Here is a 12,629-nt window from a genome sequence, read left to right on the forward strand (position 1 = left end):
CGTCGAGATCGACAACCTCTACAGCGTCGACAAAGAACGCTGGCTCGACGCCATACTCGGGCGTTACCACTTGCCCAATTCATCCTATGAGCGGCTCAATCCCGATGGTCGCTGGTACCAGGTCTACGACATGCGCACCGACGACGGCACGTTCATCGGCGTGCGTGTCGACATCTCCGACATCAAGGCGCGCGAGAAGGCGCTGCGCGATTCGATGCGCCAGATCGACCTTTACCGGCATGTCATGGACGAATTGCCGGTGGCCGCCTTCATCAAGGCCGAGGATCTGAGCATCGAGTTCGTCAACAAGGCCTGGTGCGCGCTGACCGGCCTTCCAAAGGAAGACGTCATAGGCAAGACGGACCGCCAGCTTTTCGCTGCCGGGGACGCCCAAAGCTACAGCCAGGACGACACCGAGGTCATTGCGACCGGCAAGGGGCGCGAAGTCGAGGAACCCGTCACCCATCGCGACGGCACGGTGCGGCAATTGATGACGCGCAAGAGCCGGCTGGTGGCCCTCGACGGATCGGTGCACCTGGTCGGTTCCAGCACCGACATCACCGATGTCAAGGCGCGAGAGCGGGCGCTCAAGGAAAGCATGAGCGAGAACGAGGTTTTCCGCAGCCTCATCGACAACGTGCCGGTGTCGATCTACGCCAAGCGCTCGGATCTGAGGCAATTCTACGTCAACAAGGGCTGGTGCGACCTCACCGGCTTCAGCAAGGAAGAGGCGATCGGCAAGACCGACGTCGAGATCTTCGGCGCGGACGGCGAAGCTTTCGTGGCGGGCGACCTCGCGGTGCTGCGCACCGGCGAGACGCAGGAGGTCGAGGAGAAGGTGACGCTGTCCGACGGCAGTGTGCGCCATCAGTTCGCGCGCAAGGGCGCGATGATCGCATCCGACGGCTCGCTCTACCTGATCGGGTCGACCACGGATATAACGGAGCTGAAACAGCGCGAGGCCGAGCTCAGCGAAGCGCGCCAGCGCGCGGTGCTCGCCGACCGCGCCAAGTCGGAATTCCTGGCCAATATGAGCCACGAAATCCGCACACCGATGAACGGCGTGCTCGGCATGGCCGAACTGCTCGCCAAGTCGGACCTCGACCCGAAGCAGAAGACGTTCACCGATATCATCGTCAAATCGGGCAACGCGCTGCTCATCATCATCAACGACATCCTCGACTTCTCCAAGATCGACGCCGGCCAGATGGTGCTCGATCCGGCGCCCTTCAACCTCGCCGAGGCGATCGAGGATGTGGCGACACTGGTGTCGACGCGTGCCAAGGAGAAGGACCTCGAGCTCATCGTCCGCGTCCAGCCCGGGCTCGACGGGCAGTTCGTCGGCGATGTCGGCCGCATCCGGCAGATCGTCACCAACCTGCTCGGCAACGCGGTGAAATTCACCGACGAGGGCCATGTGCTGGTCGACGTCACCGGCGAGCGGGTTCCGGCCGGCACCAGGCTCACCATCTCGATTACCGATACGGGTATCGGCATTGCGGAAGACAAGCTGAAGCTGGTGTTCGAGAAGTTCAGCCAGGTCGACACCTCCTCGACCAGGCGGCACGAGGGCACCGGGCTCGGCCTTGCCATCACCTCGCGGCTGGTCGAGATGATGGGCGGCGAGATCGGCGTCGACAGCGCCGAGGGCAAAGGCTCGACCTTCTGGTTCACCGTCACGCTGCCGCGGGCCGCGCAGGGCGGGCAGCGCATCATGCCGGTCGATGTCACCGGGGCGCGTGTGCTGATCGTCGACGACAATGCCGTCAACCGCTCGATCCTCAGCGAGCAGATGGCGTCGTGGACCTTCGATTCCTGCGCGGCCGAAAGCGGCGCCGAGGGACTGAAGGTGCTGATTGCCGCCGCCGCTTACGGCGTGCCTGTTGATTGCGTCGTGCTCGACTACCAGATGCCGGGCATGACCGGCGCCGAAATGGCGCGCATCGTGCGCAACACCGCCGGCCTCGCGCATACGCCGATCATCATGCTGACCTCGGTCGACCAGTCGCTGGCCAATGCCACCTATCGCGATCTCGGCATCGACGCGCAGCTGATCAAGCCGGCGCGCTCCTCCATCCTCTTGGAGACGCTGGTCGCCACCATCCAGCGTCATCGCCACGGCACGACGGCCGCCCAGCCGCCGCTAATAGCGGGCGCCGGTCCCGCGCATGGCGCGCCGCAGGCATCGCCGGCGCAGGCGCCCGCGGCGGTGTCGGATCGTGCCCTGCTGCAGCCGCCGCCCGTCCGCGCGCGACCGCGTCCGGCCGGCGTGGAGCGTGGGCTCGACATCCTCGTCGCCGAGGACAATGAGGTGAACCAACTGGTGTTCACGCAGATACTCGGCGAGACCCGCTATCATTTCGAGATCGTCGGCAACGGCCGCAAGGCGCTCGATGCTTTCGGCAAGCTCAATCCGCGCATGATCCTGATGGATGTGTCGATGCCGGAGATGAACGGACTGGAGGCGACCGCGGCCATCCGCCGGCTCGAAGCGGAGATGGGGACGCATGTGCCGATCGTCGGCGTCACCGCGCACGCGCTGAAAGGGGACCGCGAGCGCTGCCTGGAAGCCGGCATGGACGATTACCTGCCGAAGCCGATCAGCCCGAAGGCGCTGCTCGAGAAGCTCGAAAGATGGCTCGGCCCGGACGCGGAGGTCCGACGTAGCGCCAGCTAAAGCGCGTCGCGACGAGGCGGATTCAGGCGACGCGCTTTAAGTCTTTGTTTGATGCATGTCGTTCTCCCAAAACCGCTGCGCACTTTTGGGCGACATGCATTAAGCAATTCCAGGAAAAGTGTGTAACGGTTTTCCGTCCGGAATTGCGCAAAATCAAACATTTAGAGCGGATCAGCGATTCTGTGAAAAGCTGAGCCGCTCTAAGCAATTCCAGGAAAAGTGTGTAACGGTTTTCCGTCCGGAATTGCGTAAAAACAGATAGCTCCCTTCCGCAGCAGCCCGCCGTCAGCCGGTGACGCAGACGTATGGTGTGATCGCACCATACCAAAGCGAAGCCAAGCAAGGACAATAAGAGCTGTCGATTCCGCCCCTCGGTTACGGGCGGGAGCAGCGACCGCCGGCATAGAAACAGCGTCGACTCTACCCCAACGGACCCTGTTTTCGGCGATGGCTAGGCCATGATCCGCTCTGGCATTCGGGCAACGCGCTCTCGTCCGGATTTTATTTCCCGGCGGCCGAGATCCGGCCGCCGGGACAAATTTTCAATTTAAAAGTCAGACAAGTTACTGATTCCCGCGGCAAACTCCGGCTGCTCGGCGGAACCGGCCGCAGACCCCTTCCAGACAACCCCGTCCAGACGTTACCGGGCTGACACGAAACTGTCATGCGACTGTAATAATCGGGAGCTATTGCGCTCACCGGGCGCCGGTAGACCGGGTGCCAAAAGACCATATTCCGAACAGGAGCAGGCCACATGAGACATTTCATCCGCTCGGCGGCCGTTGCGATTGCAATGGCTGCGGCATCCACCCTTTCCATCTCCGCCGCGATGGCTGCCGATATCTCCGGCGCCGGCGCCACCTTCCCCTATCCGATCTACGCCAAATGGGCCGACGCCTACAAGAAGGAGACCGGCACTGGTCTCAACTATCAGTCGATCGGCTCCGGCGGCGGCATCAAGCAGATCAAGGCCAAGACCGTGACCTTCGGCGCTTCCGATGCGCCGCTCAAGGGCGATGAACTCGAGTCCACCGGGCTGGCGCAGTTCCCGATGGTGATGGGCGGCATCGTTCCGGTCGTCAACCTCGAAGGTGTCAAGCCGGGCGAGCTCGTGCTCGACGGTCCGACGCTGGCCGACATCTTCATCGGCAAGATCACCAACTGGAACGACGAGGCGATCAAGAAGCTCAATCCCGACGTGAAGCTGCCCGACCAGGCGATTGCGGTCGTCCACCGTTCGGACGGCTCGGGCACCACGTTCAACTTCAGCTACTATCTCGGCGACGTCAGCGCCGATTGGAAGTCGAAGGTCGGCGTCGACAAGGCGCTCGAGTGGCCGGTGGGCATCGGCGCCAAGGGCAATGAGGGCGTCGCCAACAACGTGTCGCAGACCGGCGGCGCCATCGGCTATGTCGAATACGCCTATGCCAAGCAGAACAAGCTCACCTATACCGACTTGATCAACAAGGACGGCAAGAAGGTCGAGCCGACCGCCGCGGCGTTCTCGGCCGCCGCGGCCAATGCCGACTGGAGTTCGCAGCCGGGCTACGGCGTCATCCTGGCCAACCAGGCCGGCGCCGAATCCTGGCCGATGACCTCCGCCACCTGGATCCTCGTCTACAAGAAGCCCGACGATGCAGCGGCCACCGGCGAAGCGCTCAAGTTCTTCGCCTGGTCCTACGCCAAGGGCGACGACATGGCTGCCGAGCTCGACTATGTTCCGATGCCCGACGCGGTCGTGAAGAGCGTCGAGGATATGTGGGGCAAGGATATCGTCGACAGCAACGGCAAGCCGATCTTCTCCGGCATGTAATTCTTACGGAATGAGGAGGGCGCTTCCGGCGCCCTCCTGTCTCTCTTCCGAAATGCGAGGGGCTAAATGACTGCCGTTTCCGAAGCCGTGACGTCGTCCGCCATGCGGACCAGAGAAGCGACGGTGCGCCGCTTCGCCTTCACCGACATGGCCTTCCGGGCGGCCACGCGCGCTTCCGCCATCCTCGTGCTGGTGCTGCTTGGCGGGGTCGCCATCTCGCTGATCGCCGGCTCGTGGGAGGCGCTGTCGAAGTTCGGCGTATCCTTCCTGACGACCGAATCCTGGAATCCGGTCACCGAGAACTTCGGCGCGCTGGCCCCGATCTACGGCACCATAGTCACTTCGGCCATCGCCATCATCATCGCCGTGCCGATCGGCATCGGCATCGCCGTCTTCCTGACCGAGCTCTGCCCGCGGCCGCTCCGGCGCCCGATCGGCATTGCGGTCGAGCTGCTCGCCGGCATCCCCTCGATCATCTACGGCATCTGGGGCCTGTTCGTCTTCGCGCCGTTCCTGCAGACGACGGTGCAGCCCTTCATCATCAGTCTTTTCCACGGCATACCGGGCCTCTCCAGCCTGTTCGCCGGTCCGCCCTACGGCATCGGCCTGCTCACGTCGTCGCTGATCCTCGCCATCATGGTGCTGCCCTTCATCACCTCGATCACCAAGGACGTGTTCGACACGGTGCCGGCGGTGCTGAAGGAATCGGCCTACGGCATAGGCTGCACGACCTGGGAGGTGACCCGGCGCGTGGTCATCCCCTATACCCGCGTCGGCATCATGGGCGGCGTCATGCTCGGTCTCGGCCGCGCGCTCGGCGAGACGATGGCCGTCACCTTCGTGATCGGCAATGCGCACCGCATCAGCGCCTCGCTGTTCGCGCCGGGCACGACGATCTCGGCGACCATCGCCAACGAATTCACCGAGGCCGACGGCGCGCTCTACACCTCCTCGCTGGTGGCGCTCGGCCTGATCCTGTTCATCATCACCTTCATCATCCTCGCGCTCGCACGCTACATGCTGTTGCGCATCGATAGCCGCACGGGAGCCTGACTGATGTCGACCGCCACGTCGCTCCACCGAAGCCGCAAGCGCAAGAACGCCGTGATGATGGCGCTGTGCGTCATCGCTGCCGGAATCGGCCTCGCCTGGCTGGCGCTGATCCTCGGCGCGCTGCTCTACAAGGGGCTCTCCGGCGTCTCCCTGGCCGTGTTCACCGAAATGACGCCGCCGCCCGGCGACGCCGGCGGCCTGCTCAACGCCATCTACGGCAGCATCGTGATGACCATCATCGGCATCATCGTCGGCACGCCGATCGGCGTGCTCGCCGGAACCTATATGGCCGAGTACGGGCGCTTCTCGCGGCTGACCACGGTGGTGCGCTTCATCAACGACATCCTCTTGTCGGCGCCGTCGATCATCGTCGGCCTGTTCGTCTATGAGCTGCTGGTGCGGCCGATGGGCCACTTCTCGGCGATCGCCGGCGCGGTCGCGCTGTCCATCCTGGTGATCCCCGTCGTGGTGCGCACCACCGAGGACATGCTCAACCTTGTGCCCAACGCTCTGCGCGAAGCCGGCACTGCCATCGGCGCGCCGCGCTGGGTGGTGATCCGCTCGGTCGCCTATCGCGCGGCGCTTTCCGGCATCGTCACCGGCATCCTGCTGGCGATCGCCCGCATTTCCGGCGAGACGGCGCCGCTGCTCTTCACCGCGCTCAACAACCAGTTCTGGTCGAGCAATCTCAATGCGCCGATGGCCAGCCTGCCGGTGACCATCTTCCAGTTCGCGCTGAGCCCCTATGAGGAGTGGCAGCAACTGGCCTGGACGGGCGCACTCATAATCACCCTGACGGTTCTCGGGCTGAGCATCCTCGCCCGCAGCCTTACCGGACGCAGAGAGGACAGATGAAACCGATGTTGTCCACCGACCTGAACGTAGCCGACACCGTCGTCGAGAAGGCCAAGATCGAGGTCAAGAACCTCAACTTCTACTATGGCCAGTCGAAGGCGCTGAAGGACATCAACCTGTCCTTGCCCGAACGCAGCGTCACCGCCTTCATCGGCCCGTCGGGTTGCGGGAAGTCGACGCTGCTGCGCGTGCTGAACCGCATCTACGAGCTCTATCCGAAGCAGAACGCAGAAGGCCAGGTGCTGCTCGACGGCAAGAACATCCTCGACCGTTCGCAGGACCTCAACCTGCTCAGGACCAAGATCGGCATGGTGTTCCAGAAGCCGACGCCGTTCCCGATGTCGATCTACGAGAACATCGCCTTCGGCGTCAGGCTGTATGAGAAGATCAGCAAGGCCGAGATGGACAACCGCGTCGAACAGGCATTGAAGCGCGCGGCGCTGTGGAGCGAGGTCAAGGACAAGCTCAACGCCAGCGGCCAGAGCCTTTCCGGCGGTCAGCAGCAGCGGCTTTGCATCGCCCGCACTGTGGCGGTGAAGCCGGAAGTCATCCTGCTAGACGAACCGTGCTCGGCGCTCGATCCGCTGTCGACGGCCAAGATCGAGGAACTGATCGACGAATTGCAGGCCGACTACACGATCGTGATCGTCACCCACAACATGCAGCAGGCGGCGCGCGTGTCGCGGCAGACGGCGTTCATGTATCTCGGCGAGCTGGTCGAGTTCGACCGGACCGAGAAGATCTTCACCTCGCCCCGCGAGAAGCGCACGCAGGACTACATCACCGGCCGCTTCGGCTGAGTTCATACGAGGATACTATCATGGCCGAACACACCGTCGCTTCCTTCGACGAGGATCTGAGGCAGATCAGCCAGCTCATCATCGACATGGGCGATCTCGCCGGCTCCATGGTTGGCGCTTCGACCAAGGCTCTGCTCAATTCCGACAACGCGATGGCGCAGCGCGTCGTCTCCGACGACGCCATCATGGATGCGCGCCAGCGCGAGCTCGACGACCGCGCCATCACGCTCATCGCCAAACGGCAACCCATGGCCGACGACCTGCGCAGCGTGGTCGGCGCGATCCGCATGGCCGGCGACCTCGAGCGCATCGGCGACCTCGCCAAGAACATCGCCAAGCGCGTCGGCTCGGTCGGCATCAGCGCCGCGCCGCGCGACCTGTCGCACTCCATCGACTCGATGGCGCAGCTGGTGCTGATCCAGGTCCAGGGCGTGATCGAGGAGTACACCGCGGGCGACGCCACGGCGCTTGCCAAGCTCAGGAACGACGACGAGCGCGTCGACGTCAAATACACCTCCGTCTTCCGCGAGCTCCTGACCTACATGATGGAGGATCCGCGCAACATCACGGCCTGCACGCATTTATTGTTCTGCGCCAAGAATCTGGAGCGCATCGGCGACCATGTGACCAACATCGCCGAGAACGCCTACTATGTGCTGACCGGCACGCAATTGCCCGCGAACCGTCCGAAGCAGGACGAGACGGCGATGCCGGCGCCGGCGGCCTGACAACGAAGGTACCTGCTGAATGATCGCGCCACGCATCATGGTGGTGGAGGACGAGGAGCCGCTGGGGGTGCTGCTCCGCTACAACCTCGAATCCGAAGGCTATCAGGTCGAGGTGGTGACACGCGGCGACGAGGCCGAGATCCGCCTGCAGGAAAACGTGCCCGACCTGCTCGTGCTCGACTGGATGGTGCCGGCGGTTTCCGGCATCGAGCTCTGCCGGCGCCTGAGGATGCGGCCCGAGACCGAACGGCTGCCGATCATCATGCTGACCGCGCGCGGCGAGGAAAGCGACAGAGTGCGCGGCCTCTCGACGGGCGCCGACGATTATCTGGTCAAGCCGTTCTCGACGCCGGAATTCATGGCCAGGATCAAGGCGCTGCTGCGCCGTGCCAAGCCGGAGGTGCTGTCCAGCGTGCTCAAGGTCGGCGACATCGTGCTCGACCGTGAATCGCACCGCGTCTACCGCAAGAAGAGCGAGATCAGGCTCGGCCCGACCGAGTTCCGGCTGCTCGAATTCATGATGCGGCATCCCGGCCGCGTGTTCTCGCGCAGCCAGCTACTCGACAATGTCTGGGGTGAGACGATCTATATCGACGAGCGCACGGTAGACGTGCATGTCGGCCGGCTGCGCAAGGCGGTCAACAATGGCCGCATGCCCGACGTCATCCGCACCATCCGTGGTGCGGGCTACGCGATCAGGGAAGACTAGGGCGGTTCACCGTTTCACGGAAACGGCGAGCCACTCTATCTCTTTGTTCTCACGCAATTCCGGACGGAAACCGAGCTTCACACTTTTCCTGGAATTGCTCTGGAGCCCCGCCCTCCCGATGGATCGAAATCATGTTTCAGGGGCAGAACTCAATAGCAGGCGGTTGCCGATGGCCGCGAAGGGCCAGAGGCAATGTCGGCTTCTGATCCAAACCTGTCGTTCGTTTCCGCTCACGCCCAATGGCAGCTGATGTGAGGCCATTCCAACTACTGTCGCGGCTGCGTCCCAATGTCATTCTGCTCAAATGAGCAGTTGTTTGTTGGGTGGCGACCGATCTTCTCGTGGGGTTGATCTGGAGCAAGTCGCTCCATCCCAGCGCGCGCTACCTTTCCATTAGAGTTTACCTCAGTGGAGGAGTCCAATTCGGACCGAGGTTGCCATGAAGTCTCTGCGCGTCGTTGTTCGCCACCATGGCGGACCTGAAGTTCTGGAGATCGTGGAGGAGGACGCGCCCCATCCGGCATCAGGTGAACTGCGCGTGCAAACAATCGCCGCCGGCGTCTCCTTCGCAGAGCTATTGATGCGGGAGGGGATTCATCCCGAGAAAACGACCCTGCCATTCACGCCAGGATGGGACATTGTCGGCATCGTCGATGAGGCCGGAGAGGGAGTGTCCCATGCCATGATTGGTAAAATGGTTGCGGCGCTTCCCATTCATGGTGGCTACGCCCAGTTCATTTGCCTGCCGGCAGATGAACTCACTCTGGTTCCAACTGGTGTCGATCCCGCCGAGGCAGTCAGCCTCGTGCTGAACTACGTTACGGCCTATCAGATGATGCATCGCCTTGGGCATGCCTCTCCGGGTCAACGGGTCCTCATTCATGGCGCCGCCGGCGGAGTCGGCACGGCTCTGCTGCAACTTGGCCGCCTGGCAGGTCTGGAGATGTATGGGACTGCATCTCTTGCAGCCCATCAGATCGTATCCGATCTCGGGGCCACGCCGATCGACTACGAGCGAGTTGACTTTGTCGAAGAGATTCATCGCCTGACAAACGACGGCGTGGATGTCGTCTTCGATGGGGTCGGCGAAGCCAATGTCTGGCGTTCGTTTCGTACCCTGAGGCCTGGTGGCCGCGTCATAGCCTATGGCTTCACTTCATTTCTGCAGAAGGGCCAACTGGCAGGGGGCTTGCGTTACCGTCTTCGCGGCATATTGCGACCTGCGTGGTACGCGGTCCGCGCTTTCGTTTCACCAGGCCGACGACGCATACTCCCCTACAGCATACAATATCTGAAACGGTGGAAGCTCGCTTGGTTCCGCGAAGATCTCGGCGTTTTGCTCGATCTGCTTCGCGACGGGAAGATCAAGCCGATGGTGGCCGACCGGATGCCATTGATTGAGGCTCGTCGCGCCCAGGAGCTGCTCGGTCAGGGAGGTGTCAAGGGCAAGCTCGTGTTGATCTGCAATTGACTGACCACCCGACAAGGATCGCCGAGCCAGAGCAGAGCCTTTGAAACGCAAATCGCCTCCGGCATCGGCCTTGATCGTTTCAATGACTGCCTATGGCGCTGCGCTAAGCAGACCCCCCGTCACGCCGTCTTCTGCGCCACCAGCCCCAGTTCTTCGACCATCGCCTGGCTCATCAAGAACTTCTGCGGCTTGCCGGTCACCGTCATCGGCCGGCGATCCAGCCTTCGCCTCGCCGCCGGTGCCGCCGGAAAGCCCTGAGCTGGAGCGGCTGATGCTTCTCGAGGAAGGACTGCCTGCGCGAGCAGGCGCTGGCGGTCTGCGGCAGCGTGCGGCCGGTGGCGACGGCAAGCTACGGCGCGACCAGCCTGACGACCCTTTTGCAGATGGTGGCGCATGGGCTGGGCGTGACGCTGGTTCCGGAAATGGCGGCAAGCGCCGCCGGCGTCATGCCGGACTTGAGGATCGTGCCATTCCAGGGAGCCGATGCCGCAGCGCATGATCTGCATGGCCTGGCGGAAGAACAAGGTGCGGCAGGACGAATGCATGGAATTGGCCAAGATCATCCGTGGACTGGACCAGACGGTTCTGGGGGTTGACTTGGCGGCGCTGGCGGGGCGTGAGCTTGGCGGCGCCGATCAAAGGTCAGCCGTTGACCCTAAGTGGTCATTCAAGCGGACTGCGGATTAGCCCGGAAGCTCCAGCCGTGCTAGAGTTCGGTGATCGCATCGCCGGAGTGGAGCGCATTTGGCGCGACACCCTTGGCCATGAAGCACACACCGTGGTGCTATGGAACGCAAGCTTGCGGCCATTCTTGCCGCCGACGTCGTAGCTTACTCGGCCCTGATGGAGGCGGACGAGGGAGGGACCTTCGAGCGGCTTAGGGCCAGCCGTAAGGAGCTGTTCCAGCCGGAGATCAGCAAGCATCACGGGCGCATCTTCAAACTGATGGGCGACGGTTTGCTGGCTGAATTCGGCAGTGCAGTCGATGCTGTCGAGTGCGCGGTAACCCTTCAACGCGGCATGGTGGAGCGCAACGCAAGTGTCCCCGAAAGCGAGCGCTTCGAGGTCCGCCTCGGGATCAATCTGGGAGAAGTGATCGTCGAAGGGGACGATCGCTACGGCGAGGGTGTCAATGTCGCCGCTCGCCTGCAGCAGCTCGCTGATCCCGGCGGCGTCTGCGTTTCAGAGAAGGTGTCCAAGGAGGTCGAGAAGAAGCTGGCGTTTGAGTTCGAACCCATGGGCGGCCAGCGGGTGAAGAATATAGCCGAGCCGATATACTGCTATCGCGTAAACTTGCAGTCTGTCAGAGCCTCTTCGGCCGGTCGACCGGTATCGTTGGAATTGCCCGACAGGGCGGCCGTCGCCGTCTTGCCTTTCGCCAACATGAGCAGCGATCCGGAGCAGGAGTTCTTCGCCGAGGGATTGGCTGAAGACCTGATCACGGACTTGGCAAAGGTCCCCGGCCTTCTTGTGATCGCGCGCAACTCCTCGTTCGTCTACAAGGGAAGGTCGGTCGACGTCCGATCGATCGCGAGGGATCTCGGCGTCCGATATGTTGTCGAAGGCAGTGTGCAGAAAGCGGCGGCGCGCGTGCGGATCAACGCACAGCTTATCGACGCGCGCGAGAATACGCATATCTGGGCCGACCGCTTCGACGGCGAACTTGCCGATGTCTTCGCCTTGCAGGACGAGGTTGTCGGTAAGATCGTTGGTGCTCTCTCCGGCTCGTTTCCTTCCGCGTGCTCGCTGCCCCGGCAGAGGACGTCGAATTTCGAAGCTTACGAGCTTCTGGTGCGCGGGCGGTCGCTGGTGACCCAGTCGCAAGAGGCGAACAAGACCGCGCGTCCGCTCCTCGAAAGAGCGATCCAGCTGGATCCAGGCTTCGCGGAGGCGCATGCCTGGCTCGCGATGTCGCACCTGCTTGGTTGGATGTTCTGGGGAGAGCCTGAGGGGTACCGTTCACTCGGGCGGGCCGAGGCTGAGCGGGCGGTATCGCTCGATCCAGGGAACGCAGGCGCGCATTCGATCCTGGGTTATGTTTTGCAATTCGACTTTAGGGCGGATGAGGCAGCAGCGGAATTTGCGACAGCGTTGAGGATCGATCCCAACCACGCCGACACTTGGATCTTCCTGGGCGAATCGAAAGCGCATCTGGGTAACGCCGTCGAGGGGATCGAGTGCATTCAAAATGCCTTCCGGCTGGATCCCTACCCACCCGGACGATGCTATTGGCTGCGCGGGTACGTAGAATATGCTGCGCGCCGCTACGAGGATGCGGTCGACACCCTTCGGCATGAAACAACCTACCGGACAGGGTCGCGGCGGATTTTGGCTGCCGCCCTTGCACAGCTTGGTCGGATCGAAGAGGCCAAGGAGGAAGCACGACAATTCCTCGCCGCCAACCCGCATTTTTCCGCTCGGCAATGGGCGAGCACGCAGCCGTTCCGCCGCGACGCGGATCGCCAGCATTTCGTTGATGGCTATCTAATGGCGGGTCTACCCGAATGACTCGCTAAAGCGCGT

Annotated in this window: 9 protein-coding genes and 1 pseudogene; all 10 read left to right on the forward strand. The window is 62.8% G+C overall.

Annotated elements, in window-relative coordinates; all coding sequences use genetic code 11:
• The coding region (locus EOA38_RS03020) for a response regulator (RefSeq protein ID WP_127298401.1) at positions 1-2,677 on the forward strand (2,677 nt) is incomplete at its 5' end.
• 754 nt (positions 2,678-3,431) lie between these two features.
• The gene (gene pstS, locus EOA38_RS03025) at positions 3,432-4,490 is read left to right on the forward strand and encodes a phosphate ABC transporter substrate-binding protein PstS (protein ID WP_127298402.1); all 1,059 of its coding nucleotides are present in this window, start codon (positions 3,432-3,434) and stop codon (positions 4,488-4,490) included.
• 66 nt (positions 4,491-4,556) lie between these two features.
• Complete coding sequence (gene pstC / locus EOA38_RS03030; RefSeq protein WP_127298403.1) at positions 4,557-5,543, forward strand: phosphate ABC transporter permease subunit PstC; 987 nt, start codon at positions 4,557-4,559, stop codon at positions 5,541-5,543.
• A gap of 3 nt (positions 5,544-5,546) precedes the next feature.
• Complete coding sequence (gene pstA / locus EOA38_RS03035) at positions 5,547-6,398, forward strand: phosphate ABC transporter permease PstA (RefSeq protein ID WP_127298404.1); 852 nt, start codon at positions 5,547-5,549, stop codon at positions 6,396-6,398.
• The gene (gene pstB, locus EOA38_RS03040) at positions 6,395-7,198 is read left to right on the forward strand and encodes a phosphate ABC transporter ATP-binding protein PstB (RefSeq protein WP_127298405.1); all 804 of its coding nucleotides are present in this window, start codon (positions 6,395-6,397) and stop codon (positions 7,196-7,198) included. The genes pstA and pstB overlap by 4 nt, the downstream gene beginning before the upstream one ends.
• Positions 7,199-7,218: 20 nt before the next feature.
• Positions 7,219-7,926: a phosphate signaling complex protein PhoU gene (gene phoU, locus EOA38_RS03045; protein ID WP_126091558.1), complete on the forward strand. Its 708-nt coding sequence runs from the start codon at positions 7,219-7,221 to the stop codon at positions 7,924-7,926.
• Between the two features lie 19 nt (positions 7,927-7,945).
• Complete coding sequence (phoB, locus tag EOA38_RS03050; protein WP_006328038.1) at positions 7,946-8,635, forward strand: phosphate regulon transcriptional regulator PhoB; 690 nt, start codon at positions 7,946-7,948, stop codon at positions 8,633-8,635.
• Positions 8,636-9,074: 439 nt separating this feature from the next.
• The gene (locus tag EOA38_RS03055) at positions 9,075-10,106 is read left to right on the forward strand and encodes a medium chain dehydrogenase/reductase family protein (RefSeq protein WP_126091559.1); all 1,032 of its coding nucleotides are present in this window, start codon (positions 9,075-9,077) and stop codon (positions 10,104-10,106) included.
• Positions 10,107-10,314: 208 nt separating this feature from the next.
• Positions 10,315-10,694 (forward strand): annotated as a pseudogene (locus tag EOA38_RS03060) (LysR substrate-binding domain-containing protein); the annotation flags it as partial.
• Positions 10,695-10,892: 198 nt separating this feature from the next.
• On the forward strand, positions 10,893-12,614 hold the full coding sequence (locus EOA38_RS03065) for an adenylate/guanylate cyclase domain-containing protein (RefSeq protein ID WP_127298406.1): 1,722 nt from the start codon (positions 10,893-10,895) through the stop codon (positions 12,612-12,614).
• Positions 12,615-12,629 lie beyond the last annotated feature (15 nt).

It is taken from the genome of Mesorhizobium sp. M1E.F.Ca.ET.041.01.1.1, from assembly GCF_003997355.1.
Taxonomy (GTDB): Bacteria; Pseudomonadota; Alphaproteobacteria; order Rhizobiales; family Rhizobiaceae; genus Mesorhizobium.

Coding starts and splice junctions, on each gene's coding strand:
- pstA (WP_127298404.1), top strand. CDS start 5,547: ATGTCGACCGCCACGTCGCTCCACCGAAGCCGCAAGCGCAAGAACGCC.
- EOA38_RS03055 (WP_126091559.1), top strand. CDS start 9,075: ATGAAGTCTCTGCGCGTCGTTGTTCGCCACCATGGCGGACCTGAAGTT.
- phoU (WP_126091558.1), top strand. CDS start 7,219: ATGGCCGAACACACCGTCGCTTCCTTCGACGAGGATCTGAGGCAGATC.
- pstC (WP_127298403.1), top strand. CDS start 4,557: ATGACTGCCGTTTCCGAAGCCGTGACGTCGTCCGCCATGCGGACCAGA.
- pstB (WP_127298405.1), top strand. CDS start 6,395: ATGAAACCGATGTTGTCCACCGACCTGAACGTAGCCGACACCGTCGTC.
- phoB (WP_006328038.1), top strand. CDS start 7,946: ATGATCGCGCCACGCATCATGGTGGTGGAGGACGAGGAGCCGCTGGGG.
- pstS (WP_127298402.1), top strand. CDS start 3,432: ATGAGACATTTCATCCGCTCGGCGGCCGTTGCGATTGCAATGGCTGCG.
- EOA38_RS03065 (WP_127298406.1), top strand. CDS start 10,893: ATGGAACGCAAGCTTGCGGCCATTCTTGCCGCCGACGTCGTAGCTTAC.